The organism is Kosakonia sp. MUSA4, assembly GCF_013085925.1.
In the GTDB taxonomy this organism is placed as follows: domain Bacteria; phylum Pseudomonadota; class Gammaproteobacteria; order Enterobacterales; family Enterobacteriaceae; genus Kosakonia; species Kosakonia sacchari_B.
The window spans coordinates 4036484-4063298 of record NZ_CP025697.1 but is presented as its reverse complement, the minus strand read 5'-3'; the positions used below and the strand labels follow the sequence as shown (position 1 = coordinate 4063298).

Here is a 26815-nt window from a genome sequence, read left to right as displayed (position 1 = left end):
ATAAGGCCCAGTAATTAACTTACTGATGGCCTTATTTTTTTAGCGGTAGTTAACGATTAGCTGTTGGTTGACAACATTCAGAGCGGGTCGTAACGGGCCGCGCTTATTCACCGTATAAATAAAGCGAAATTCACCCGTTGCGGAGAGCGGAAAAGTGATGCTGCGTTGCCCGGCCAGGGAAGGCAGCCGTAAGCAGCGATCGCGACGGCACAGCTTGATTTCCAGCCCTGGCGGCGGCGGAGCCAGCAGCGTAATACGCCATGAAACACGGGTAACCTTTGCCGATGCCGGGATCGCAGAAGGCGAGCTTAACGCTCGCCCGCGTACGATCTGCTTGCCGGTGCGGGTGCTGCCACCCGCTGCCGTATCGCTCCAGGCACCGCCGGAAGGTGCGGCATGCGCTGGCAATACCAGCGCCATGCCCAAAATAGCAGCGGCAGGTATCATGAATGCGTACCGATCACAGTGGTCATTTGCACCGTTTTGTTGCTGCTGATTTCCAGCGTTGACATCACGGCCAGCTGCGGGAAAGCGCGGCGCAGGAAGCGTGAAACCATCAGGCGCAGCCCCGGATTCACCAGCAGTACCGGCGAAATGCCCATCGCTTGCTGGTCGGTGATGGCGCGTTCGGCCTGCTTCATCAGATTGTCGGCAATACCCGGTTCGATCGCGCTGCCGTTCTGGCGAGCCTGAATCAACAGTTTTTCCAGCGTGGTATCCAGACCAATCACCTTGATGTCGTTATCCGTGCGGAACCACTGTGCCGTAATGGCGCGGCCCAAACGGATGCGCACCTGCGCAGTCAGTTCGTCCGGATCGTTTTGTAGCGGAACATATTCGGCCAGCGTATCGATAATGGTGCGCATATCGCGGATAGAGACGCGCTCGGCCAGCAGATTCTGCAACACTTTGTGGAACAGCGTCAGGGAGATCACGCCCGGGATCAGATCTTCAACCAGCTTCGGCATCTCTTTATTAATGCGCTCCAGCAGTTGCTGCGTCTCCTGGCGGCTGAACAGCTCTTCCGTATTCAGCGAGATCACGTGGTTAAGATGCGTGGCGATAACGGAACCCGGATCGACCACGGTATATCCCTGAATCTGCGCCTGCTCGCGGAAGACTTCGTCGATCCAGCACGCTGGCAGACCAAACGCCGGATCTTCGCACGGCGTACCCGGCAATTCCCCTTCGGCGTAGCCAGGGTTAATCGCCATCCAGCGTTCCGGTTCGATCTCGCCGCGGCCAATCTCAACGCCTTTCAGCAGGATACGGTACTCGCCTGGCGCCAGATCGAGGTTGTCGCGAATATGGATCGGCGGCGGCAGGAAACCCATATCCTGGGCAAATTTCTTACGGATACCGCGCACGCGGATCAGCAACTGACCATCCTGCGCGCTGTCCACCAGCGGGATCAGGCGATAACCGACTTCCAGCCCCAGCACATCTTCCATTTCCACATCGGCCCACGAGGCTTCCGCAGAGGCCTGATCGTTGGCAGCCTGCGCGGCTTTATCATTATCTTCACGCGTGACGTTACGGGCGGGCGCTTTCATCTGACGACCGCGCATCCACCATGCCAGCCCCAGCAGAACGGCGGTAAACAGCAGGAAGACAAAGTTCGGCATCCCCGGGATAAGCCCCAGCAGACCAATCACCGCAGCGGAAAGCAGCATCACTTTCGGGTTGTTAAACAACTGCCCGACCATCTGCTCGCCGATATCCTGCTCATTGGACACGCGGGTAACAATCACGCCTGCGGCGGTAGAGATAATCAGCGCCGGGATCTGGGCAACAAGGCCGTCACCGATAGTCAACAGGGTATAGGTTTCACCGGCTTCGCCGACGCTCAACCCATGCTGAAGCACGCCGATAGCCAGCCCGCCGATGACGTTAATCGCCATAATCAGCAGCCCGGCGATGGCATCCCCGCGCACGAATTTACTGGCACCGTCCATTGAACCGTAGAAATCGGACTCCTGCGTCACTTCGCTACGACGGCGCTTCGCTTCGGCTTCACCAATCAGCCCGGCGTTGAGATCGGCATCAATTGCCATCTGTTTGCCCGGCATACCATCCAGCACAAAGCGCGCGCCCACTTCGGCGATACGCCCGGCACCTTTGGTGATAACCATAAAGTTAATGATGATCAGAATGGCGAAGACCACGATACCGATGGCAAAGTTACCGCCCACCAGGAAGTGGCCGAACGCTTCCACCACGCGTCCGGCAGCGGCAGCGCCGGTGTGTCCTTCCATCAAAATGATACGCGTGGAGGCGATGTTCAGCGCCAGGCGTAGCAGGGTGGAGAACAGCAACACGGTCGGAAACGCAGAAAATTCGAGGGTTTTCTGCGTAAACATCGCCACCAACAAAATCATCAGTGACAGCACGATATTGAAGGTAAACAGCGTATCCAGCAGGAATGCCGGCAGCGGCAGTACCATCATCGCCAGAATCAGCATGATCAGTACCGGGCCGGCCAGAATTTGCCACTGTGTCTCTTTAAATGCGGGTAAACGTAATTTACTGGCGATACTGGCCATTAGTTTCTCTCATTTGCAAAATCCATCGACTCAGGAACCGGAAGATCCCTGGGCTGTACAGGCGGAACTCCGCCAGAGGCGCGCCACCGCCGCAGGCCGTAGACCCAGGCGAGAACTTCTGCGACAGCGCTATAAAGCTCGCCGGGGATCTGTTCGCCAATCTCACAGTGGCGATACAGGGCGCGGGCAAGCGGCGGCGCTTCAAGCATCGGAATGCGATGCGCAGCGCCCAGTTCACGAATTTTCAGTGCAACTTCGCCCGCGCCTTTCGCCAGAACCGTTGGCGCACTCATCCCGCCTTCTTTATAAGAGAGCGCGACGGAGTAGTGCGTCGGGTTGTTGACGATGACATCGGCTTTCGGTACGTCCGTCATCATGCGATTACGGGCAGCAGCGCGTTGCATCTGCTTAATGCGGCCCTTAACGTGCGGGTCGCCTTCCTGCTGTTTGAACTCGTCGCGGATCTCCTGACGGCTCATGCGCAGTTTTTTCAGGTTGCTGGTGATCTGGTAAAACACGTCGTAACCCATTACCGGCAGCAGGAAGAAAATCACCATCAGCAGGCAGTCAAAAATCATGCCGATGGCGCCGCTCACTGCGGTCGGGAATGAGGCGTTAACCAGTTGAATAAAGTGCGGTCGGTTGTTGTAGACATACAACGTAAACCCGCAACCGGCCAGCGCCACTTTCAGGCAACCTTTCAACATCTCTGACAGCACCTGCGCCGAGAACAGGCGTTGCAGCCCTTTCATCGGCGACATGCGCGCAAGATCCACTTTCAGCGACTTGCCGCTGAAGTTAACGCCGCCCAGCAGCATGGGAGAGAGCAGCCCGGTGATGAATAACCCCAGCAAAATCGGCAGCAGCCCGCTGGCCATCATCGAGAACAGGTAACTGGCCTGCTGAAGCATGGAGCGGGGATCCGTCACCGGCAGCCTGTTCAGCATCAGACCGTTGTGCAGGATCTGCATCAGGTTATGGGCAAAATGTTGCCCGCCGGATAACAGCAGCGCCCACCCGGCCAACAACATCAGCAGCGAACTCAGCTCCTTCGAACGCGGAATTTGCCCCTCTTCACGCGCTTTTTGTTTTCGGTGGGGTGTGGGTTCTTCGGTTTTTTCTACATCACTTTCTTCGGACATATTCTCTGCCGCTGGCCTCCGTTAGTGCCTCATCCCGGCGGGCGAGGCGGTCATCAGAAACCCAGACTATCGAGCAGGTCATCGACCTGATCCTGGCTGGCGACGACGCCGGTTTTGTTCTGGTCGATTTGCGGGCCGTTCATCAGCGTCGTATCGACCTCTTTCAGACCGGTGACCTCCTCCGGGAGGTACTCCAGCAGCACCAGAATCAGCTCTTTCTCGACGCTTTCGATAAGCGACATCATGCCGCGAATCACCTGGCCGGTAAGATCCTGGAAATCCTGCGCCATCATGATTTCCATCAGTTGGTCATTGGTATTACGCGCAAGACCCGGCGTTTTGGCGAGGAAGCTGCGGGTATCCGCCACCAGTTCGCGCGCATCGGCTAACTCTACCGGCGCGGCAAACCAGCCGTCCCAGCGAGCGGACAACTGCTCCGCGCGTTCGGCCAGTTCGTCCTGTAAAGGACGCGCCTGCTCGACGCTGGTCAGTGCGCGCTCGGCGGCCTCGGCGGTTTTACCGACGACATAATCCAGACGTTCACGCGCATCCGGGATAGCTTCTGCCGCATCGGCAATGGTGCGATCCAGCCCAAGGTCTACCAGGCTGTCGCGTAACAGACGGGCCAGGTGGCCAACGCGCGAAAAGAGATTTTTAAAATCGTCAGTCGATTGTGTTTGTGCCATCTTGTCCATCGATTACCACCCAAGCTTTTCAAAAATTTTGTTGAGCTTCTCTTCCAGCGTCGCCGCCGTGAAAGGTTTCACGACATAGCCGCTGGCACCCGCCTGGGCGGCGGCAATAATGTTTTCTTTCTTGGCTTCAGCGGTGACCATTAACACCGGCATTTTGCTGAAAGCGGCATCGTTACGAATTTCCGTCAGCAGTTGTAAGCCATCCATGTTGGGCATATTCCAGTCGCTGATGACGAAATCGAAGGTGGAGGCGCGCAGTTTGTTCAGCGCATCCAGGCCATCTTCTGCCTCTTCAACATTATTGAACCCCAAATCTTTCAACAGGTTGCGAACAATACGGCGCATCGTGGAGAAATCATCGACCACTAAAAAGCGCAAATTGGTATCTGCCATAATTTTTTATTTCCAGGTTAAGTCATTGAACGGTGAGAGAAACCAGGGCTCAGACTCTGCGAGCCACACAGACAGCATGGTTGAGAAGTTGCTGGCTAATCTGGTCGAGGTCGGCGATATCGCAGGCGCCGCCGAGGGCAATCGCTTCTCGCGGCATGCCGAATACCACGCAGGTTCGCTCGCTCTGGGCGACGGTCCACGCGCCAGTCTGGCGCATCGCCAGTAACCCTGCGGCGCCATCGTGGCCCATACCGGTGAGGATGGCGCCAAGGGCATTTTTACCGGCGCAGCGGGCGACAGAGTGGAACAACGCATCCACCGACGGTCGGTGGCGGTTAATGGGCTGGCCGTTGTTCAGCGCAATCTGGTAGCTTGCGCCGCTGCGCTTCAGCTCCATGTGAAATCCGCCCGGCGCAATGTACGCATGGCCTGGCTGCACGCGCTCGCCTTCGGTCGCTTCACTCACGGAAATCTGGCACAAGTTATTCAGGCGATCGGCGAATGAGCGGGTAAATCCCGGCGGCATGTGTTGTGCGATAACAATGCCCGGGCAACCCTGCGGCATCGACATCAGGATCTGGCGCAGCGCTTCGGTTCCGCCGGTTGATGAGCCAATCGCAATGATCTTATCATTGCCTGCGCGCGGCGCCTGAATCACTCGCGGTGCGGTCGGTTGTCCTTCGCGGCGGCGAACCTGCGCTTTGGCCGCCATACGAATTTTGTCGGCAATCATCTCGCTGTATTGCCCCATTCCGTCATGCAGCCCCATCGACGGCTTGGTAATAAAATCCACCGCCCCCAGTTCCAGCGCGTTCAGCGTAATATCGGAGCCTTTGCTGGTTAATGATGAAAGCATCACCACCGGCATCGGACGCAGGCGCATCAGACGATCAAGAAACTCCAGCCCGTCCATGCGCGGCATTTCGACATCCAGCGTCAGTACATCCGGGTTGTGTTGCTTGATCAGATCGCGGGCGATAATCGGGTCCGGCGCAGCCGCGACCATCTCCATATCCGGTTGCTCATTGACCATCTGCGTCAGTATCCTGCGCATCAGAGACGAATCATCAATGCACAACACCTTAATCTTGTTCATAATTTTTACTCTGCGATGCGGTAGACAGATTGCCCAAGCAGACGGAATGGGCTGTTAGCGCTGTTAACATGTTCCGAGTGCCCCAGAAACAACAAACCATCGGGTTTGAGCATTTTTGCGAAGCGCATGACCAGTTTTTCCTGCGTTTTATGATCGAAATAAATCATCACGTTACGGCAGAAAATGGCGTCAAAATTGCCCTGGATGTCCCACTGCGGATCAATCAGGTTTAGCTGGCGGAACTGAACGGCATGGCGTAATCCATCTTTGATTTTCACCAGCTCTTTCTGCGCGCCGGTGCCGCGCAAGAAATGGGTTTTCTTCTGCTGTTCGCTGAGGCTGTCGATATCCGCCAGGCGGTAAACGCCCTGGCCGGCCTTTTCCAGCACATCGGTATCAATGTCGGTTGCCAGCACGCGCGGGCCGGTAATGCTGCGGCCCAGCGTCTCTTCCAGCGTCATGGCGATGGACCACGGTTCTTCACCGGTTGAGGCGGCCGCACACCATACGTTGTACATACCGCCTCTGGCCTGCGCGTGGCGCGCCAGGATCGGAAAGTGGTAAGCCTCGCGAAAAAAAGAGGTCAGATTGGTGGTCAATGCATTAATAAAGACTTGCCATTCATCGCTCTCCGGATTGGCGACCAGCAGATTGATGTAATCGGTAAATCCCTTCAGTTCCAGCACGCGGATGCGTCGTGACAGGCGGTTATAAACCATGTCGCGTTTTTGCGGAGTAAGAACAATGCCTGCACGTTGATATATCAGCGCGCTAATTCTTTCTATTTCATTGTGCGTAAGTTGTTTCTGACCAGACTGATTGGATTCGGTTGCGGGGTTCATAATGTTCCAGTTATTTATCATAATAAGCGGTAGTACCCCTGCCGGGTTTTCAGCGATGCTCAGGTACGCAGCAAAATAATCAGTTATTAATAAGATGAAACGAAATGGTTAATTCATTTCGTGGTTATTAAGATAATGGCCGGTATTAAACCGGCATGTTCATTATTTCCTGATAGGCATTAACAAGTTTATTTCTTGCCTGCACCCCAATATTTAATGCCAGCGAAGATTCCTGCATGGAAACCATGACATCGTTCAAACCAATGCCTTCGACGCCTGACAGATAGCCTTCCGCCTGGGTTTTGGCATGGTTTTGCATCTGGCTAATTGAATTTACGCTGTTAAATAAAATATCTGAGAAGGATGGATTATTCTCAGTGGATTTAGCAGAAGCAAATGGATTCAGCGAAGACGCGCCGGTAATTTGACGGGTCTGGCTCTGCATCTGCTCCAGTATGCTGCTGCTCATATTTATTGACATAACAAACACCTTTCTATTAATTGCGGCAATCCTAACATGTGGTCAGACAACAACATAATGTGAAAAGCCGACACAAGTTTCAGCTTATCACCACTTAAGAAACATCGCATTTTGTAGATAATACGCAACCAGGAAATATCCTGCGGAATAACGATTTACGACTTTATTACATACGCGAAACGCTGAGCCGCTATAGGGTTTCATTTATATAGCCTCCTTTCACTGTCACAGGAAATTGGCATGCTTGCCACTAACAACGGTAATAAAAAGAAAGGCATCGATGATATTAAGACGATGCTTGAAAATATCTGGCGTAATCCCAGAATCATTTTTTTCATCGCTGCTGCGGCGGCTATTTCTGTTGTGATTGCATTGATGTTCTGGGCGAAAGAGCCGGACTTCCGCATCTTATACAACAACATCAGCGAGCAGGACGGCGGCGAGATCGTCACCCAACTGACGCAGATGCAGATACCTTATCGTTTTGCCGAGCATGACGGTTCTATTCAGATCCCGGCGGACAAAGTCTATGAGGTGCGCCTGAAGCTGGCGCAGCAGGGGCTGCCGAAAGGCGGTTCTGTTGGCTTTGAACTGCTGGATCAGGAAAAGTTTGGTATCAGCCAGTTTAACGAACAGGTTAACTTCCAGCGCGCGCTGGAGGGCGAGCTGTCACGCACTATCGAGACGTTAGGTCCGGTGCGTACCGCGCGCGTTCATCTGGCCATGCCGAAGCCATCGCTGTTTGTGCACGATAAAAAACAGCCGTCGGCGTCCGTAACGTTGAATCTGCTCAATGGCCGTAAGCTGGATGCCGGACAGGTCAGCGCGATCACCTTCATGATCTCCAGCGCGGTGCCGGGGCTGAGCGCCGATCGCGTCACTATCGTCGATCAAAGCGGACATCTGATGACGCAGAGTGGCGAACAGGCCACGCAAACCACGCAGCTGAAATATACCCGCAAAGTGGAATCCGAATATGAGAACCGTATTCAGGCGATCCTTGCGCCGATTGTCGGCGCGCAGAATGTCAGAACGCAGGTCACGGCGCAGATTGATTTTACTCAGCATGAGCAAACTGCCGAGCAGTACCAGCCTAACAGTCGGCCTGAGAACATGGCCATCCGCAGCCGTCAGAGCAGCAACGCGGAGCAGGGCGGTAAAAACAGCGTCGGCGGCGTTCCGGGGGCGTTAAGCAACGAGCCGCCTGCGGCGGTTACCGCGCCGATTGACCAGCCAGCCAATGGCCAGGGCGGGACAACGACCACCACTACGCCTTACAACAAGCAGAACGATGAAACCACCAACTACGAGCTGGATAAAACGCTGACGCACATCAAGCGTAATACCGGCACGGTGCAGCGCCTCTCTGTCGCGGTGGTGGTGAATTATGTGGCGGATGGCAAAGGTAAAACGACCGCGTTGACCAAAGCGCAGCTTGATCAGGTGAATGGTCTGGTCAAAGAGGTGATGGGTTACTCCGACAAACGTGGCGATACCCTCAACGTCGTCAATACCCCGTTCACCGATGCAGATACGGAAGCCCCTGTACCGCTGTGGAAACAACCTGACTTCATTAAGTTGCTGTTCTCCGGCGCGCGTTACCTCTTCGTGGCGCTGATTGCCTGGATCCTGTGGCGCAAAGCGGTTCAACCGTTCTGGATCAAGCATCAGGAGCTGCTGCTGCATCGTCTGGAGCTGGAAAAAGAAGCCCGTCAGGCGGAGATGGAGGCACAGCAACGTCAGAAACAGCACCACGAAACTGCAAAAGCACAGCAGCGCATGGAGACCGAACAGGAAACCCAGCACCTGCGTAAGATCGCCGAGCAGGAGCCGCAGATTATCGCGCTGGTTATTCGCCAGTGGCTGAATAAGGAAAAGAAATCATCATGAATGCCGCCGAGAAAAGCGCTGTCCTCATGCTAACGCTCGGTGACGAGCGGGCTGCGGAAGTCTTTAAGCACCTTAACACCCACGAAGTGACGATGATCAGTAGCGCCATGGTCTCCATGGGCAGCTTCACGCATGAACAGCTTTCGTCCGTGGTGCGCGATTTCCGCCGCGACTCCGGCGAGTATGCTGCGCTGGATGTCAACACCAATGAATATCTGCGTAGCGTGCTGGTGAAAGCGCTGGGCGAGGAGCGTGCCAACGCGCTGCTGGAAGATCTGCTCGATTCGTCAGATGGCAGCAACGGGATTGAGACGCTCAACTTTATGGAACCGCAGATGGTCTTCGATCTCATCCGTGATGAGCATCCGCAGATCATCGCCACCATCCTTGTTCATCTGAAACGCGGCCAGGCTGCCGATGTACTGGCGAACTTCGATGAGCGTGAACGTAACGACATTATGCTGCGTATCGCCACGTTTGGCGGCGTACAGCCGGTTGCGTTGCAGGAACTGACCGAAGTGCTCAACTCGTTGCTGCACGGTCAGCATATCAAGCGCAACAAGATGGGTGGTGTTCGTCCTGCGGCGGAGATCCTCAACCTGATGAAATCGCACCAGGAAGATGCGGCCATTGCCGCCGTGCGCGAATTCGACCAGGAGCTGGCGCAGAAAATTATCGACGAAATGTTCCTGTTCGAAAATCTCGTCGAGATGGAAGACCGCAGTATTCAGCGCATCTTGCAGGATATCGATGGTGAATCGCTGATTGTGGCGCTGAAAGGCGTTGACGATGAACTGCGCGACAAGTTCTTCCGCAATATGTCGAAACGTCAGGCCGATATCATGCGCGACGATCTGGCTTCCCGCGGGCCGGTGCGTATGTCGCAGGTCGAAACGGAACAGAAAAACATTCTGCTGGTGGTTCGTCGTCTTGCCGAGAGTGGCGAGATCGTGATCGGTGGAGGCGACGATGCCTATGTCTAATACGCAATGGCTGGCGTGGAAACCGGAAAACCTCCTGCACGATGAGAGCAGCGTAGAGCCTGAATTCCGCCCGACAAGCGCCGCAACGGATCCGGCAACAGAAGCCGCCATGCAGGTTGAGTTGTCCCGTCTTCGCCAGCAGGCCGAGAAGAAAGGGTATGCCCAGGGCCAGACGCGCGGTATTGAAGAGGGCAAAGCGCAGGGCTATGACGAAGGGTTCCAGCAGGGTCTGCAAGAGGGCATTGCGCAGGGGCTGGTCGAACAGCAACAGCGTCAGCAGGAGCAGTTGGCGCAGCTTACGCAACTGATTGATAATTTTAATATTACCCTCGATAGCCTCGACAGTGTGATGACCTCGCGGCTGGTACAGGTGGCCTTAATGGCGACGCGCAGCATGCTGGGTGAAAGCGCGCTCACGGCGAATGCGCACCAGTGGCTGATGACGCGTATTCAGCAACTGCTGAATACAGATAGCTTACAGCAGGGCAGTGTGAAGCTGTGGGTCAGCGATAAAGAACCGGAAAGCGTGTTGCAGCAACTGAAAACCCTCGTTGAGCCGCGCGGCTGGGAACTCTGTCTCGATGCGCAGATGCTGCCTGGCGGCTGCCGGATTTCAACCGACAGCGGCGATCTCGATGCCAGTGTGGAAACCCGCTGGAATACGCTCTGTACCCTGAGCCGCGAGGAGTTCTCCTTATGACGGCGCGGCTGAAAACGTGGCTGGATGGCATTGCGCGCGCTGAACAGCGAATGTCAGCGCTGCCGCCGTATCGCCAGTATGGCCGTCTGACGCGGGCTACCGGGCTGGTGATGGAAGCGGTTGGGTTAAAGCTGCCCATCGGTACGTTGTGCATTGTCGAACGTGACAGCGAAGAGGGCGTGCAGCGCGTCGAGAGTGAAGTGGTTGGTTTTAGCGGCAACGTGCTCTATCTGATGCCGCTGGAAAACGTGGAAGGCGTACTGCCGGGCGCGCGCGTCTATGCGCACGGCGGCGATACCAAAGGCAAGCTTTTACCGCTGGGGCCGGAGCTGCTCGGCCGCGTGCTGGATGCCAGCGCTCGTCCGCTGGATGGCTTGCCCACGCCGGGCTCTTCCGAAAGAGGCCCGCTGTTTACCGCGCCGTTTAACCCGCTGCAACGCGATCCGATTAAAACCGTGCTGGATGTCGGCGTGCGGGCGATCAACGGCCTGCTGACCGTTGGTCGCGGCCAGCGTATGGGGCTGTTTGCCGGTTCCGGGGTAGGGAAGAGCGTGCTGCTCGGCATGATGGCGCGCTTTACCAAAGCGGATGTCATTGTGGTCGGGCTGATTGGCGAGCGTGGCCGCGAAGTCAAAGACTTCATCGAAAATATCCTTGGTAAAGAGGGGCTTAAGCGCTCGGTTGTTATCGCTGCGCCAGCGGATGTCTCGCCGATCCTGCGTATGCAGGGCGCAGTGTACGCAACGCGTATTGCGGAGGATTTTCGCGATCGCGGACTGGATGTGCTGCTGATTATGGATTCACTCACCCGCTACGCGATGGCGCAGCGTGAGATTGCCCTCGCCATCGGTGAACCGCCCGCCACCAAAGGTTATCCGCCTTCTGTCTTTGCGAAATTACCGGCGCTGGTGGAACGCGCCGGGAACGGCACGCAGGGCGGCGGCTCGATCACCGCGTTCTATACAGTATTAACCGAAGGCGACGATCAGCAGGATCCGATTGCCGACTCTGCCCGTGCGATCCTCGATGGCCACGTAGTGCTGTCGCGCCGTCTGGCGGAATCGGGCCACTATCCGGCGATTGATATTGAAGCCTCCATCAGCCGTGCGATGACCGAATTGATTGAACCGGGACACTATAAAAAAGTGCAACGTTTCAAACAGATGCTCTCTGCTTATCAGCGCAACCGCGATCTGATCAGCGTGGGCGCTTATGCCGCAGGCAGCGATCCGCTGCTGGATCAGGCGATTGTGCAGTACCCCAAAATGCAGGATTTCCTCTGCCAGGGGATACATGAGTCCAGTGAATATGAGGCGTCATATAACGCGCTCTCTACGCTCTTTCCGGAATAAGGCAGGAACTAATGGCAAAACCGGGTCCGATGGATCACCTTCGCGAGTTAGCAGAAAAAAAGCTGAATGACACGGCAATCAGGCTGGGCAGCGCGCAGCAGAGCTTCGTACAGGAAACCTCTCGCCTGGAGCAGCTTCACACCTACGCGCACGAGTACCGTCAGCAGTTGCAGGATTCTGTCCGCACCCGCAGTGTTTCGATTCTCAGCCTGCAGACGCAGCAGAATTTTCTCGCTTCGCTGGATGGCGTCGTCGCGCAGCAGGTGAGACGCGTTTCCGTCAGTCAGCACAAGGTCGACAGTGAGAAAGATGCCTGGAAACAGGATAAGCGGCGTTTGAATGCGTTCCAGACACTGAAAGATCGTGCCGACGAGCAGCAATTATTAAAAGAGAACCGGCTGGAGCAAAAAATGATGGATGAATTTGCTCGCCGGGCAGCCAGCCAGAGGCAGTTATAAAATGATTATTCAACAACCTGTTACCTCAACCAGCGGGAATAACGGACAACAATCGGCGTCGATTTCTGCCCCGCAGGATGATCGCTTTTCGACGGAACTGAAAAAGAAGCTCTCCGCTGACAAACCGCAGCAGATAGATGAAAAAGATCCTCTGCCGCAGGGGATCAAAAAGAAGCCCGGCACAAAAGAGTTGCAGCTGGCGGATTTGCAGGGCGACGCCGCGCAACTGAACCCATTACCGGCCGCGATCGCCCCGGATAACGCGCTGCCGTTAACGCCAGCTATGACGCTGCCGCAGGAACTGTTGCCTCAGGAGCCTGCCCTGCAAGCGGGCCAGCAGGCGATTTCAGACGTGCAGGATCCTGCTGCGCTGGTCGCCGCCGTACCGGGCAGTGAGCTGAGCGGCGAGATGTCGGCGGGCATCCCGCAGAGCGCTGCTACGTTGCTGAACGACACCCAGCCGAAACTTCCGGCGCAGGATAGCGGCGTGTCGCCGCTGGCGACGACGTTGCACATCGCCAAACCAGCAGCCGCCAAAACGGCAGAGGTGCCGATTGCGAAACCGGTCACAGCGGAGAGTACAGAGGCGGCGAAAACCGCTGAGGCTGCCGCACAGCCGGTTGTCACCAGCGAAAATACCGCCGCGAAACCGCACGCTGCCATCACGGCTGAGCCGATCCAGTACGCGCATCCCGCCCACGTCAGTACGCCTGTCAGCCAGCCAGTGACGACGGTGCCGGGTGACAAAGTGGTCACCGGCACGCTGCAAGCCGAAGTAGGAACGCCCGCCTGGCAGCAATCGCTGGGCCAGCAGATTGCGGTATTCACCCGTGATGGTGTTCATCATGCGGAGCTGCGCCTGCATCCTGAGGATCTGGGATCGTTGCAGATTAGCCTGCGTTTAAATAACGATCAGGCGCAGTTGCACTTTGTCACCGGTGATCATCAGGTACGCGCCGCGCTGGAGTCCGCCATGCCGCATTTGCGCACGCAACTGCAGGAATCCGGCATCCAGCTTGGGCAGAGCAGCGTTGGCGCCGAAAGCTTCTCCTCGACCGGCGATGCGCCATCGGGTGAGCGTTCCGGGCAAGGAAAGTCTGAGAAAGAGTCGTCCGAAATGGCCGTTTCTGCGGCGGAAGAGCGCATTTCAACACCGCGTACGCTGATATATTCCAGCGGAATCAATACTTTTGCCTGATATTATTGCCTTAAATAGTAAGTTACTGGCAATAATTTCAGCTTATCAATGAATTGTACTTGGTGGGTGCTGTATTACTATATTCGCATCCCATCAAGTCCGGCAACTTGCTGAATCTTGATTTATTTTTTACAGAGCTAATTATTAAATGTCGAAAAAGAAATTATCTGCTAATAGCGGGAAGCGTTCTCCGCTGCTGACTTTGCTCATCTTATTAATTGCCGTTGGTATCTGTGCGGTTGCGACATATTCTTATTTTGAAATTAAAAAGCTGAATTCACAGATCGCCAATATAAAAGGCCCAAATGAATCAGCGGTACACGAAGAGAATATTGTTCCGGTCTATGAAGATCTCGAAGCGTTTACCGTCAGCCTGAAACCAGACAGCCACGGCGACGATCGGGTTCTGTATATTGGTTTGACCTTGCGCTTGCAGGACGATAAATCGAAAGCCATTCTCGTTGAAAATCTTCCGGATGTACGTAGTCGTTTGCTGGTGCTTTTTTCTCAGCAGTCAGCCGAAGATCTTATTAGCGATGACGCAAAGAAAAAACTTTCTGAAAAAATAATGGCTGTGGTGAGTGAACCACTGTCAGGAAAAAAGCGCGTGATGGTAAAAAGCGTATTGTTTAATGCATTTATCTTACGGTAGTGATTATGTCTGATAGCCTTTTATCTCAGGATGAAATTGATAACCTGCTGAATGGTGGCCCTAATGCTGGCAACAGTAGCATCGAGGCTATGTCATCATTAACCACAGCCGATAATATTAAACCTTATGATCCTAATACGCAGCGCCGCGTTATTCGTGAACGTCTGCACTCATTAGAGATTATTAACGAACGATTTGCCCGCCAGTTTCGTATCGGGTTATTTAACATCCTCCGTCGTGGCCCGGATGTCACCGTCGGTAATATCAAGATTCAGCCTTACCATGAGTTTGCACGTAATTTACCGGTAATGACCAACCTGAATCTGATGAACATGCATCCGCTGCGCGGTACGGCACTGTTTGTCTTCTCGCCGAACCTCGTGTTTATGGCGGTGGATAACCTGTTTGGTGGCGATGGCCGTTTCCCGACCAAAGCCGATGGCCGCGAGTTTACGCCGACAGAACAGCGCATTATCCAGCGCATGCTGGCGATGGCTCAGGAAGCGTACGATTACGCCTGGCGTTCGATTTACAAAATCAAAACGGAATATGTGCGTTCAGAATTGCAGGTGAAGTTTACCAATATTACCTCTTCACCGAACGATATTGTCGTTACCACGCCTTTCCACGTTGATATTGGTTCGCACAGCGGTGAATTACAAATTTGTATGCCGTTCAGCATTATTGAACCGCTGCGTGAATTATTAACTAACCCGCCGCTGGAAAACTCGCAGCAGGAAAATAATCAGTGGCGCAGTTCGCTGGCTACGCAGGTGCGGGATACCGAGCTGGAGCTGGTGGTTAAATTCGCCGAAATTTCGACTCGTCTTTCCAGGATTATGAGTCTGAAACCACAAGATATTATTCCTCTGGATAAACCAGAAGATGTCGGTGGTTTTGTTAATGATGTCCCTGTTATGTCAGGTAAATATGGCTTTGCCAATAATCAATATGCCATCCGGGTCGAAACTCTGATGGATTCAACATTATCAGCGTTTAAGAAGGAGTGATCGTCACATGAGCGATATTGAACAATCTGCTGGTGCAAAAAAATCATCGCTTGACGATCTTTGGGGCGACGCGATGAGTGAACAGTTGACCGCCGAAAACGGTACGGCCATGCAATCTGCAGAAAAAGAAGATGTAGTGGTGAATTTTACTGACGATTTAAATCTGGTGCTTGATATCCCGGTGAAAATGACCGTGGAACTCGGGCGCACGAAAATGACAATTAAAGAGCTGTTAAGACTTAGCCCAGGTTCCGTTGTTTCTCTGGAAGGCCTGGCGGGCGAACCGCTCGATATTTTGATTAATGGTTATTTAATTGCTCAGGGCGAGGTGGTTGTCGTTTCCGATAAATTCGGAATTCGTATTACCGACATTATTACTCCTTCTGAGCGCATGCATCGCCTGAGCCGCTAATGAATACTGAGACGCTGAATACTGTTGCGCCGCATACCACAGAAGCGGCGACCTTCCCGATTTCCATGGGAAATATCGTTGGTTCACTGGCGCTGGTGCTGGTGATGATTGTGGCGGTTGCATGGGTTCTCCGTCGCACAGGCGTGGCTTCCCGCGTCGCTAAAGGCCATAACCTGCTGGCAGTGAAACACAGCCAGAGCATCGGTTCGCGTGAGCGGCTGGTGGTGGTTGAGGTTGATGATAAATGGCTGTTGCTGGGGGTGACGCAACAAAGCATCACGCCTCTGATGACGATGGAAAAGCAAGAGAGCAGCACGGCCATGCCGGTGATTTCTGACTTTCAGGCCTCTTTGCTTCGGTGTTTTAAACAGCGCGCCAGCAGGAGCCAGTCATGAAAAACGCCTCTCGTCTGACATCCAGAGTGATTGGCCTCGGTGCGGTGCTGGCAGGGATCCTGCTGCCAGCCCATTTCGCCTGGGCGGCAAATAACGACATCATGCTTACCCATTCCGCGAATGGCGAAAGCTGGTCGCTGCCGGTGCAAACGCTGGTGTTAATGACCTCGCTGACGTTTTTGCCTGCGGCGCTGCTGATGATGACCGGGTTCACCCGCATCGTGATCGTACTCGGTCTGCTGCGCAACGCGCTCGGCACTGCCAGTACGCCGCCTAACCAGGTGCTGCTGGGGCTGGCGCTGTTCCTGACTTTTTTCGTCATGTCGCCGGTGGCTAACCGCATCTATGACGAAGCCTGGCTGCCGCTGTCGCAGGACAAAATCTCCATGGAAGTGGCGTTGCAGAAAGGATCGCAGCCGCTGCGCGCCTTTATGCTCAAACAGACCCGCGAAAAGGATTTAGCGCTCTTTTCCCGTATTGCGAAAGCCGCTGAATTTAATACGCCAGAGGATGTTCCGATGAGCATTCTGGTGCCCGCGTTCGTGACCAGCGAACTGAAAACCGGCTTCCAGATTGGTTTCACAATGTTCATCCCGTTCCTGATTATCGATCTGGTGGTGGCAAGTATTTTGATGGCGCTGGGGATGATGATGGTTCCCCCGGCGACAATTTCTCTGCCGTTCAAGCTGATGTTGTTTGTGCTGGTGGATGGGTGGCAACTGATCATCGGTTCGCTGGCAGACAGTTTTTTCCGCTAAGTGAGAGAAGAGAATGACTCCGGAAAGTGTAATGTCGTTGGCGTTTCAGGCCACCAAAGTTGGGCTGCTGATTGCTGCGCCTTTATTGTTAGCCGCACTGGCTGCGGGCCTGATTGTCAGTATTTTGCAGGCGTCAACGCAGATCAACGAAATGACCCTGTCGTTTATCCCCAAGATCCTGACGATTATTGTGGTGCTGATTGCCTGTGGGCCGTGGATGCTGGCGACGCTGGTGGATTATATGCACGGTTTGTTTAGCTCGCTTGCCAGCCTTCGTTAACCATGCTTACGCTCTCTCTGGCCAGCCTGTATCCGTATGTAAATCATTACTTTTGGCCGTGCCTGCGCATTCTCGCGCTACTGGGCACCGCGCCGATTTTCAGTGAAAAACAGGTCAATGCGCGCATCAAAATTGCGCTGGCGCTGGTTTCAACCTTCTTAATTGCGCCGCAGTTACCCGACGCAGGCATTGCGATTGCGTCGCTGGATGGCCTGATGGCTGGTTGCCAGCAGCTGATCATCGGCATCGCGATTGGCCTCTCTGTACAGTTAATTTTTGTCGCGGTACGCCATGCCGGTGAGTTAGTCGGCATGCAAATGGGGCTGTCGATGGCGATGGTCTACGACCCGAGCGGCGGTACCAATATGCCGGTGGTGGCCCGCCTGCTGAACCTGTGCGTGACGCTGCTGTTCCTCGTTTTTAATGGTCACCTTTATCTGCTGGAAGTGGTGGCGAGCAGCTTCAACGCCTTCCCGGTCAGCGCCGCGCCGATGGGTGCCACGGGGATGATGGAGATCGTCCGCGCGGGCCGCATGATATTTCAGTACGGTTTTATGCTCGGTCTGCCGGTCATTACGTTGCTGCTGTGCCTCAACCTCACGCTGGGGTTGCTGAACCGTCTGACACCGCAACTTTCTATTTTTATCGTCGGTTTTCCCGTCTCGCTGACTGTCGGCATGGTCGCCATGTCGCTGGTGATGTACACGCTTGCCCCCTTCTTTGAAAACATGATGGCGGGCATTTTCGACACCCTTTTCATCATCCTGAAAGGGTTCGGTTAACACACGCAGGGACAATAAGCCCTGCGTTTTTTTGACAACCTGCGTTCACATGAGGTGACGTAAAAAACAGGCCCGGGGGCTATGAACGGAAAATTATCATTAGCAGCCGCACATGTGTTGGTTCACAGTGGGGATATTTTTGCTGCATCAGGTCTAATCAAGTTAATTAAACTCTATCGACCCAGTTTGAAGGTCTACCATATTCGCCGCGCGGAGGAGATGCGCCAGGTGAAAAATAACAGACTACGGCTGGTGGTGGGGATTGCGACAGATGCAACCAACGTCGGGGATATGTCGCATCTGTTTGATAATATGCGCAAGGAAAATGCAGATTTACCCTGTGTATTATTAGGCGATAGCGGTAATTCACTCTTGTCCGCATTATTTCCGGAGATTCCGGTAATGGGACTGCATGCGTCAATGACGGAAATCTTTGAGTTTCTGGCAAGCAACCTGGCGAGAAAAAACAGACTTCCTCAGCGCCGAACCACTACGCCGCTGCTTACGCTGCGTCAGCGTGAAGTGCTTCGTATGCTGGCCTGTGGCGCCAGCGCGCAGCAGGTTTCGGACTCTCTGGGGATCAGCCTGAAAACGGCTTATGTTCACCGACGTGATATTCTGATGCGCCTGAATATTTGTCCTACCTATTATCGCGGTATGTTTACCGAATAATCATAAAACGCGACGGCCTCGCATTTTCAGGAACTTCCTGAATATGCGAGGCCGCCGAAAACGTTTCAAGCACTGTATTAATATCTATCCCGACAAACTCACGCAGAAGCTGACTGATTTAATCTGTCGCTTTTTTTCATGGCCCGCGATGGTGGGACACATAAGCTACAGGTAAAACCGTTAAACATATGTTCTGGCGTGGTGATAAATTTCCCTTTGCATTCGCTGCATTCGGTCTGTTTTATCATGCCGTTATCAATAAACCGTAAGAGTGTCCACGCCCGCGTGAGATCCAGTACCGGTTTTTCCTCTGCATCCGCTAAACCTTGCGCCAGATAAATACGGTATGCTTTCAGCATCAGTTCTACCGGGCGACCAGAAACAGATTTTTTGATAAAACAATAAATATTATAAAAAATAGAAGAATGAATATTCTGTTCCCAGGCCATATACCAGTCCGCAGAGAACGGCAACATACCTTTTGATGGTGAACAGCCTTTCAGTTCTTTATAAAGTTTCAACAGCTTGCGACGACTGAGGCCAGTTTCGCTCTCCAGAACCTGCATTCTGGCGCCAAAAGTAATTAACTCAATGGCGATTTGCGCGTCCCTGATTTCAGACATAATGCTTTTATCACACATCATGTCATCCCTCATGCGGCTTTACTTTCGTTGTCTTCAGAAAGCAAATTGCTCGATAAAATAATGCCAGTATGATAACGCTGAAGCGCATCGATACGGGATTCTTTTGTCAAACACGCAATCAGTGCTTCATCATCAATACGCAGTCGGCTAATCAACTGACCGGTTGATGACAATTTAATGAGCTGCGGAAGCGATAAGCCCTTGATGGTTTCCATCGTGGTTTCGTTCAACCCGAGGTGAAAACCTGCCGCAATGTTATCTTCGCGAATCAGACGCTGTGCCAGTAACAGATAGGACAGGTTCAGATCCTCAATAGACTGCATTTGCTCATTCATTTTTTGTTCGTGCATGTGTTTGCTCCTGAGAACAACATCTCAACAATCTGTTAACGATGTTTTTCTTAATTTAATAAAAGCGAGCAACCACTTATTTCGATAATAAAAAAATAAATAACAATTTAATAATAAATAAACTTCATACTACGGCGCATCATAGTGCGCTTATTGAGTAGTTTCTTAAGGGAGTATTCTTAAGACGAAAATAAGGATACACAAAAGAATGATGGCTAACAATACAATTGAAAGTAAAAAAGTAGGCATTTCGTCAGTTTAAATTGAGGGTTGAGGCGGTTTTCTCCGCTGTTTCAACGGGATGCATTTATTTGGTGAATATTCCTGGTATCACTAATTTAGCGGCGCTAAATGATAAGGAAATACATTCTTATCTATTTGATGTGTTTGCGTAAATGAAGTTACAGGAAGAATGTTAATGAGTTTTAATAGGCTGTTATTTATTAGCGGAATATAAAATCAGATGTTGCGCGGTATTAACAAAATGCATAAAAAAGGCGATGACTGATATCATCGCCTTTGATAACTGGATGGCTTAATTAGCGAGTTTCCACGCCATGCCCCAATTCAGACCGACTCCCGGCTCATAATGCAGCTGAGAAAACTCACCGGCCTGAGAACACCAGCCTGCAACAACGCAGGTAAAGTTTTTGCCTTTATGCGTCACCACATCTCCGGCTTTATACGCAGTACCAAACGCCCACTGCGGGTAGCCGCCGTCATCATTGCTGGCCTGCGCCGCAACGGTGATGCTCTTCGTCAGCACGCGGGATTGCGTTCCGGCTTGCACCGTGACGTTCACAGACAGCGTTTGCGGCTGGCTGGTTTTGGCGATGGTAAAGCGCTGGGAAGAGAGGCCGTTGCCGCTGCCCTGCGCGCCCGCTGGCAGCAGCCAGTGGTAAGACGGCGTGCTGGTTGCCGCTGCGCCGGAGGTCACGCTGCCGTTAAAGGTTACGCTGTCGCCGTTATCCGTAGAGGAGAGCGTCATTTGCAGCGCGTTAATAAACGCGGCATCGGTGTTTTGCGCTTCGCTGGTCACCTTAATGTGATGAGCGGTGGTGGCCGTGCGTGTACCCTGCACGTAGCTGGTCGCCGTCACTTCCGCAACATAGTCGCCTGCTGGCAGGCCGGTTTTCATCATGCCCGTCTGATCGATGCCATTGCTGACAACCTGACCGCTCTTCAGTAGCCGCCAGTTGTAGCTCGCCTGCTCAAAATTCGCCTGCGCCTGCAATTTCACCGGCTGGTGGGCGAGCATGCTGGTTGCGCCAGTGACGGTGACGCTCGGTTTCGCGACGTTGATGGTGACATTCGAGCGGCTGGATTTACCGCTGCTGTTGGTGGCGGTCACCTGGAATGTCGCCTGCGTATCGCCGAGATTTCCCGGCACCGTAATAATGGTGCGGTCGCTGATGGTGCTGCTCAGGCGGATATTGCTGTTGCCGGAGACGAATTTCCACTCCCAGCTCACACCGGATTGATCGCTGGTGGCGACAACCGGGTAACTCCAGGCCAGGCTGCTGCCAACGGTATTAATTGTGCTGTGATCGAGGGTGATCGTCGGCGCTGTTTCGACGTTGTTTTCACCGTCCAGTTCGAGGATCTTCACTACCGATCTGCCCATATCCGGCTGGGTGCCAATTTGGTTGGCGGCACCGCCCGCAAGTTCAGTACCGGTTTCGCGCAGGATCTGGCGCATTTGACGTGGGGTAACCGTTTTGCCGTGCGCTTTCGCAATGCTCGACAGGCTGGCGACGACACCGGCAACAATCGGGTTAGCGGAAGAGGTGCCGCTGTAGGTATTGGTATAGTTCGCGTTCGGTGCGTAAGCGAGGTCGCCGTAGCCGGTGGTGGTGACATAGTAGCCCCAGCTATTGCTGTCCACGCGGCTGCCGTATCCGCTGTAACTCGCGCGCGTGGCATAAACCGGGTTGGCCGCGCCGACCAGGATTGCGCCGGAGTCGCGAACATTCAGATTAAACTTGCCGCCCAGCGCGCCGTGATCGAGGTTGATCGTGCCATTCGCCGCCGCTTCGATAACGTGTACGCCTTTGTCAGTCAGCGCTTTGATCACATCGAAGTAATCCTGGTAGTACTCCATCGGGAGCCAGCATTCGTACTGGCAGCCGGTAACTTCGCCGCCGCTGATTTGAATACCGACCTGCACAACGTCCCCGGCCTGTAATTTCGGGATCGCACTGTAGAGGTTTCCGCTGCCGGAGGCGGCGTGCGCCATCCGCACCTTATACGCCAGCCCTTTTACGCCCGCGCCGATATCGGTGGCTGCCATCACCCCAGCGGAGGAGGTGTCATGATCCATCGCGCTGCCGGTTGTGGTGGCAGAGCCTACGGTAAAGACCGCTTTTGGCAGGTTGATATGGTTCTGATTCCACAGACCAATTTCATGGGAGACCAGCGTCACGTTCGCGCCGTCGTTCCCGGCATATTGATTGACGCTGTCGCGGTTTACGCCGCCCAGGCGGCGGTTGGGGCCAAACTCATTCGGCGCTTTCGCGTAATACTGCTGATCGCGAAAATCACCTACAGCGGCGGCGGTGCTGCGCGTTGCCGTACCTTCGTCAAAGGCGACAGGTTCCGGTTCGGCATAAGCCACTTCAACATGCGGGTTCTCTTTCAGCGAATTCACGATGTCGTTGATATACGCCACATTGCGCATTTTATCCTGTGGAATGGCGATGCGCAGATAGCGGTCAAAACCGTATTTCGCATCCAGCGCCTGCAATTCGCTCAGCTCCGCGCCACGCGTGGCTTTGTGCTGGAATTGCGCGCTGACATCAAGCGACTCATCATTCAGGTTCAGCAACGTGGGAAGTTGCTGGCGGGTAAGGCTCGACGCGGCTTTCATTTTGACCACGATAGCGGGATAGGCATTGCCTTCCCAGGCGGTATTCCTCTGCGGCTGGTTTTCTGCACATACCACAGAAGAGGAGAGGCTGGCGCAAATCATCAGCGCCAGGGATGTCATTTTCATTGCGTTAATTCCGTTTAATGATGTCCGGGGGAAAAAAGGGGCGGCAAATGCGCCGCCCCAGGGTTAAAACAGGTCAGTTATGGTTTTTCCATGCCATGCTCCAGTTCAGACCGACGCCCGGCTCGTAATGCATCTGAGAAAACTCACCGGCCTGAGAACACCAGCCTGCAACAACGCACTCAAAGTTTTTGCCTTTGTGCGTTACCACATCACCGGCTTTATACGTGGTGCCGAAGGCCCACTGCGGGTAGCCGCCGTCATCATTGCTGGCCTGCGCCGCAACGGTGATGGTCTTTGTCAGTACGCGGGATTGCGTTCCGGCTTTCACCGTGACATTCACTGCCAGGGTTTGCGACTGGCTGGTTTTGGCGATGGTAAAGTGCTGGGAAGCAACCCCGCTGTTGCTGCCCTGTGCGCCTGCCGGCAGCACCCAGGTATAGGTCGGTGCGCTGGTGGCGGCTTGTGCGGAAGTGACGTTGCCGTTGAAGGTCACGCTGTTGCCGTTATCGGTGGAAGAGAGTGACATTTGCAGCGCGTTGATAAACGCGGCGTCGGTGTTCAGCACTTCTTTCGCCGGAACGGTGATGGTTTTCGTCAGCACGCGGGATTGCGTTCCGGCTTGTACCGTGACATTCACTGCCAGGGTTTGCGGCTGGCTGGTTTTGGCGACGGTAAAGCGCTGGGACGCCTGGCCGTTGCTGCCGCCCTGCGCGCCCGCAGGCAGCGACCAGGTGTAGGTCGGTGCGCTGGTTGCGGCCTGTGCGGAAGTGACGTTGCCATTGAAGGTCACGCTGTTGCCGTTGTCGGTGGAAGAGAGCGCCATTTTCAGTGCGTTGATAAACGCGGCGTCGGTGTTCAGCACTTCTTTCGCCGGAACGGTGATGGTTTTCGTCAGCACGCGGGATTGCGTTCCGGCTTGCACCGTGACATTCACTGCCAGGGTTTGCGGCTGGCTGGTTTTGGCGACGGTAAAGCGCTGGGACGCCTGGCCGTTGCTGCCGCCCTGCGCGCCTGCTGGCAGCGCCCAGCTAAAGGTCGGCGCGCTGGTTGCCTCGGTCGCGGAGGTGACGTAGCCGTTGAAGGTCACGCTGTCGCCGTTATCGGTCGTGGAGAACGGCATTTGCAGCGCGTTAATAAACGCGGCGTCGTTATTCTGCACGGTTTCACCGGTCACTTTGATCGCGTGTGTCGCGGTGGCGGTACGGGTGCCCTGCGCAGTGTTGGTGGCGGTTACTTCAGCCACATAGTCACCGGCCGTCAGACCGGACTGGATCTGGCCGTTCTGGTCGATGCCGTTGCTGACCACCTGGCCGCCCTTCAGCAGACGCCAGGCATAGCCTGCCTGCTCGAAGTTCGCCTGGGTATACAGTTTCGCCGGGCTGGCGGTATCCATGCTATTCACCCCGGCAATGACAACTGTCGGTTTCGCTACCACGATGGAAACCTCGGTGGAGGTGGCTTTGCCATTGCTGTTGGTGGCCGTTACCTGGAAGCGTGCCTGCGTGTCGCCCGCATTCGCCGGTACAGAGATGAGGGTTCGGTCGCTGGTGCTGCCGCTGAGGCGAATGTTGCTGTTACCGGAAATGAATTTCCATTCCCAGGCGACGTTGGTCTGATCGCTGCTGGCAACAACCGGGTAGCTCCAGGCCATATTGCTGGCAACGGTGTTGATAATGCGACGATCGACGTTAAGGACCGGTGCTTTGTCGTTTTCGCCGCCGTTGCTGGTCAACGCCGGAACGGTAAGCGTCCTGGTCAGCACGCGGGATTCAGTACCGGCGTTTACCGTGACGTTCACCGTCAGCGTTTGCGGCTGGCTGGTTTTATTGATGGTAAAACGCTGGGAAGGCAGGCCATCAGTGCTGCCCTGTGCGCCCGCTGGCAGCGCCCAGTGATAAGACGGCGTGCTGGTCGCCGCTTGTGCGGAAGTGACGTTGCCGTTGAAGGTCACGCTGCGTTCGTTATCGGTGGCGGAAATCGCCATCTGCAAGGCCTGAATGAAGGCAGCATCGTTGTTCTGTACCGCTTCACCGGTCACGTTAATATTGTGGCGGGTAGTGGCCGTGCGCGTGCCCTGCGTGGTATTGGTGGCCGTCACTTCCGCCACATAGTTGCCCGCAGGCAGACCGGCTTTGATCTGGCCGTTCTGATCGATGCCGCCAGTCACCGGCTGGCCATTTTTCAGCAACTGCCAGGCGTAGCTCGCCTGCTCAAAGTTTGCCTGAGCGAACATTCTGGCCGGGCTGTTGGTGTCCATGCTGTCCACGCCAACGATAACCACCGTCGGCTGCGTAACAACGATCGCGACGTCGGTGGTGGAGGATTTACCGCTGCCGTTGGTCGCCGTCACCTGGAAACGCGCCTGGGTATCGCCCACGTTGGCCGGGACGATAATTGTGGTGCTGTCGCTGCTGGTATTGCTCAGGCGGATGCTGCTGTCGCCGGAAATGAATTTCCACTCCCAGGAGACGTTGGCCTGATCGCTGCTGGCGGTCACCGGATAGCTCCAGCTCGTGCTGGTGGCAACGGTATTGATGGTGGGGCGATCGACGCTGATAACCGGCGCTTCACCGGAGATGACTTCGCCGTCCAGCTCAAGGATCTTCTCTACCGCTCTGCCCATATCCGGCTGGGTGCCGATAAGCGTGGAGGTAGTGCCCGCAAGCGGAGTGCCCGTGTCATGAATGATGTCGCGCATCTGGCGCGGCGTAACCGTTTTGCCGTGCGCTTTGGCGATACTGGAGAGGCTGGCGACGGCCCCGGCGATAATCGGGTTTGCCGACGAGGTGCCGCTGAACTGCCAGGTGTAAGTTTCGTTGGCATTCGGTCTGGCGAGATCGCCATAGCCAGTACTGGTGACATATAAACCCCAGCTTGCGCTGGTGACGCGGCTGCCGTAGTTACTGAAGCTGGCGCGCATGCTGTCTACCGGGTTGATTGCGCCCGCAAGAATGGCGCCGGAATCGCGTTTTTTGAGATCGAACAGGCCGCCGAAGGCGCTGTTATCGAGGTCAACATTGCCGTTGGCGGCGGCCTCAATCACGTGTACGCCTTTGTCGGTCAGCGCTTTCAGCACATCGAAGTACGCCTGCTGGCTTTCGAGCGGCAGAGCACATGCATCGACACAACCGACCTGCTGGCCACCGGCGATCTCAAAGCCAATCTGCACCACGTCCCCGGCTTGCAGACGCGGAATAGCGTTATAAAGTTGGTCGCTGCCCGCTGCGGCGTATGCCATGCGCGTATTCCAGGCCAGGCCCTTCACGCCCGCACCGATATCTGTCGCCGCCATGATGCCCACCGAAGCGGTGTCATGGTCTGTCATATTCAGGTTGTCAGGCGGTGTACCCAGAATAAAGGCCGCTTTGGGCAGGTTGATATGGTTCTGGTTCCACATGCCCAGTTCATGGGACAAAATCGTGACGTTGGAACCGTCATGCCCTTCAAACTGATTTACGCTGTCGCGGTTCACGCCGCCGAGGCTGTAGGAGGGGGAAGAGTCATGCGGCCCTTTGGTGTAATACTGCAACGAGCGATAATCGATAACCTTCAGTTGCTTCGCGTTGCGCCCTGTTTTTACAGTGTCGTGCGGCACCAGTTCCGCTTCCGGATAAACCACTTCGACGTTGGCATTTTGTTTCAGCTCTTCGACGATGCCGTTGATATAGGCGATATCACGTTTGCGTTCGTCCGGAATAGCAATGCGCAGGTAGCGGTCAAAACCGTACTTCGCATCCAGCGCCTGCAACTCGCTTATTTCTGTCCCGCGCGCGGTGGCGTGCTTAAATGCCGCGTTAACGCTAAGAGACGAATCGTCGAGTGCTAACAGCGCGGGCAGTTGCTGACGAGTGAGGCCGGAGGCGGCCTTCATTTTGACCATAATGGCCGGGTAAGCATTGCCTTTCCACGCGATCTGAATAACCGGAATATTTTCCGCCAGCGCAGAGAAAGAGGGGAGTACTGCGCATATCAGTAACGCCAATGATTTAATTTTCATTGTTTCAATTGTCCATAAATTATGTTTTCCCGATGCGGGAGTATTATTCGGGGGGGATAAGCGCCTGAATATGGGAAATAGCTTCGATAATGGTAGGG

26 protein-coding genes are annotated in these 26815 nt (G+C 54.6%); 14 read left to right on the top strand and 12 right to left on the bottom strand.

Annotated features, from left to right (window positions below; genetic code table 11):
* Positions 1-39 precede the first annotated feature (39 nt).
* The 8 genes from C0557_RS19170 to fliE all read right to left on the bottom strand — a co-directional run bounded on the left by C0557_RS19170 (position 40) and on the right by fliE (position 7192).
* On the bottom strand, positions 40-447 hold the full coding sequence (locus C0557_RS19170; protein ID WP_208660263.1) for a flagellar protein FlhE: 408 nt from the start codon (positions 445-447) through the stop codon (positions 40-42).
* A complete protein-coding gene (gene flhA / locus C0557_RS19165; RefSeq protein WP_208660260.1) occupies positions 444-2543 on the bottom strand; it encodes a flagellar biosynthesis protein FlhA in 2100 nt (699 codons plus the stop codon). Before flhA ends, C0557_RS19170 begins: the two co-directional genes overlap by 4 nt.
* Positions 2543-3685 carry a flagellar biosynthesis protein FlhB gene (gene flhB, locus C0557_RS19160; RefSeq protein ID WP_208660258.1) on the bottom strand — a complete coding sequence of 381 codons (1143 nt, stop codon included), beginning with the start codon at positions 3683-3685 and terminating at the stop codon, positions 2543-2545. The genes flhA and flhB overlap by 1 nt, the downstream gene beginning before the upstream one ends.
* Positions 3686-3738: 53 nt before the next feature.
* Positions 3739-4380 (bottom strand): protein phosphatase CheZ, encoded by a 642-nt coding sequence (gene cheZ, locus C0557_RS19155; protein WP_208660256.1) that lies wholly within the window; start codon positions 4378-4380, stop codon positions 3739-3741.
* Between the two features lie 3 nt (positions 4381-4383).
* Entirely contained in the window at positions 4384-4773 is a 390-nt protein-coding gene (gene cheY / locus C0557_RS19150) for a chemotaxis response regulator CheY (protein WP_064564331.1), read from the bottom strand.
* A 49-nt stretch (positions 4774-4822) separates the two neighbouring features.
* Positions 4823-5869 carry a chemotaxis response regulator protein-glutamate methylesterase gene (locus C0557_RS19145; protein WP_074773693.1) on the bottom strand — a complete coding sequence of 349 codons (1047 nt, stop codon included), beginning with the start codon at positions 5867-5869 and terminating at the stop codon, positions 4823-4825.
* A gap of 5 nt (positions 5870-5874) precedes the next feature.
* Positions 5875-6711 (bottom strand): CheR family methyltransferase, encoded by an 837-nt coding sequence (locus C0557_RS19140; RefSeq protein WP_074774118.1) that lies wholly within the window; start codon positions 6709-6711, stop codon positions 5875-5877.
* A gap of 145 nt (positions 6712-6856) precedes the next feature.
* Positions 6857-7192 carry a flagellar hook-basal body complex protein FliE gene (fliE, locus tag C0557_RS19135; RefSeq protein ID WP_083416249.1) on the bottom strand — a complete coding sequence of 112 codons (336 nt, stop codon included), beginning with the start codon at positions 7190-7192 and terminating at the stop codon, positions 6857-6859.
* A gap of 240 nt (positions 7193-7432) precedes the next feature.
* Here fliE and fliF point away from each other — a divergent pair, with 240 nt between their 5' ends.
* The 14 genes from fliF (at position 7433) to C0557_RS19065 (ending at position 18734) form a co-directional block, all read left to right on the top strand.
* Entirely contained in the window at positions 7433-9082 is a 1650-nt protein-coding gene (gene fliF, locus C0557_RS19130) for a flagellar basal-body MS-ring/collar protein FliF (protein ID WP_074773695.1), read from the top strand.
* On the top strand, positions 9079-10065 hold the full coding sequence (fliG, locus tag C0557_RS19125; RefSeq protein ID WP_208660254.1) for a flagellar motor switch protein FliG: 987 nt from the start codon (positions 9079-9081) through the stop codon (positions 10063-10065). Before fliF ends, fliG begins: the two co-directional genes overlap by 4 nt.
* Positions 10052-10765, top strand: coding sequence for a flagellar assembly protein FliH (locus C0557_RS19120; RefSeq protein WP_253073741.1), 714 nt, complete (start codon positions 10052-10054; stop codon positions 10763-10765). The genes fliG and C0557_RS19120 overlap by 14 nt, the downstream gene beginning before the upstream one ends.
* Entirely contained in the window at positions 10762-12117 is a 1356-nt protein-coding gene (gene fliI, locus C0557_RS19115; protein WP_208660252.1) for a flagellar protein export ATPase FliI, read from the top strand. The genes C0557_RS19120 and fliI overlap by 4 nt, the downstream gene beginning before the upstream one ends.
* A gap of 11 nt (positions 12118-12128) precedes the next feature.
* Entirely contained in the window at positions 12129-12575 is a 447-nt protein-coding gene (gene fliJ / locus C0557_RS19110; protein WP_074773705.1) for a flagellar export protein FliJ, read from the top strand.
* A 1-nt stretch (position 12576) separates the two neighbouring features.
* Positions 12577-13773, top strand: coding sequence for a flagellar hook-length control protein FliK (locus C0557_RS19105; protein ID WP_253073740.1), 1197 nt, complete (start codon positions 12577-12579; stop codon positions 13771-13773).
* 148 nt (positions 13774-13921) lie between these two features.
* Positions 13922-14425, top strand: a complete 504-nt coding sequence (gene fliL / locus C0557_RS19100) for a flagellar basal body-associated protein FliL (RefSeq protein WP_208660250.1) — start codon at positions 13922-13924, stop codon at positions 14423-14425.
* A 5-nt stretch (positions 14426-14430) separates the two neighbouring features.
* A complete protein-coding gene (fliM, locus tag C0557_RS19095; protein WP_208660248.1) occupies positions 14431-15435 on the top strand; it encodes a flagellar motor switch protein FliM in 1005 nt (334 codons plus the stop codon).
* 7 nt (positions 15436-15442) lie between these two features.
* Positions 15443-15847: a flagellar motor switch protein FliN gene (gene fliN / locus C0557_RS19090; protein ID WP_074773718.1), complete on the top strand. Its 405-nt coding sequence runs from the start codon at positions 15443-15445 to the stop codon at positions 15845-15847.
* A complete protein-coding gene (gene fliO / locus C0557_RS19085) occupies positions 15847-16242 on the top strand; it encodes a flagellar biosynthetic protein FliO (protein ID WP_208660246.1) in 396 nt (131 codons plus the stop codon). The genes fliN and fliO overlap by 1 nt, the downstream gene beginning before the upstream one ends.
* A 101-nt stretch (positions 16243-16343) precedes the next feature.
* The gene (gene fliP, locus C0557_RS19080; protein ID WP_305798053.1) at positions 16344-17000 is read left to right on the top strand and encodes a flagellar type III secretion system pore protein FliP; all 657 of its coding nucleotides are present in this window, start codon (positions 16344-16346) and stop codon (positions 16998-17000) included.
* Positions 17001-17013: 13 nt separating this feature from the next.
* Entirely contained in the window at positions 17014-17280 is a 267-nt protein-coding gene (gene fliQ, locus C0557_RS19075; protein WP_071921241.1) for a flagellar biosynthesis protein FliQ, read from the top strand.
* 2 nt (positions 17281-17282) lie between these two features.
* Positions 17283-18062 carry a flagellar biosynthetic protein FliR gene (gene fliR, locus C0557_RS19070; protein WP_074773728.1) on the top strand — a complete coding sequence of 260 codons (780 nt, stop codon included), beginning with the start codon at positions 17283-17285 and terminating at the stop codon, positions 18060-18062.
* 81 nt (positions 18063-18143) lie between these two features.
* The gene (locus C0557_RS19065; RefSeq protein ID WP_208660244.1) at positions 18144-18734 is read left to right on the top strand and encodes a helix-turn-helix transcriptional regulator; all 591 of its coding nucleotides are present in this window, start codon (positions 18144-18146) and stop codon (positions 18732-18734) included.
* 98 nt (positions 18735-18832) lie between these two features.
* Here the strand turns inward: C0557_RS19065 and flhC are convergent, their stop codons facing one another.
* From flhC to C0557_RS19045, 4 genes are all read right to left on the bottom strand, one after another.
* Positions 18833-19375 carry a flagellar transcriptional regulator FlhC gene (gene flhC / locus C0557_RS19060; protein ID WP_035888464.1) on the bottom strand — a complete coding sequence of 181 codons (543 nt, stop codon included), beginning with the start codon at positions 19373-19375 and terminating at the stop codon, positions 18833-18835.
* 11 nt (positions 19376-19386) lie between these two features.
* Positions 19387-19728 carry a flagellar transcriptional regulator FlhD gene (flhD, locus tag C0557_RS19055; RefSeq protein WP_074773734.1) on the bottom strand — a complete coding sequence of 114 codons (342 nt, stop codon included), beginning with the start codon at positions 19726-19728 and terminating at the stop codon, positions 19387-19389.
* Positions 19729-20263: 535 nt separating this feature from the next.
* Positions 20264-22720, bottom strand: coding sequence for a carbohydrate-binding protein (locus C0557_RS19050; RefSeq protein WP_208660242.1), 2457 nt, complete (start codon positions 22718-22720; stop codon positions 20264-20266).
* A gap of 73 nt (positions 22721-22793) precedes the next feature.
* Entirely contained in the window at positions 22794-26717 is a 3924-nt protein-coding gene (locus C0557_RS19045) for a carbohydrate-binding protein (protein ID WP_208660240.1), read from the bottom strand.
* Positions 26718-26815: the final 98 nt, after the last annotated feature.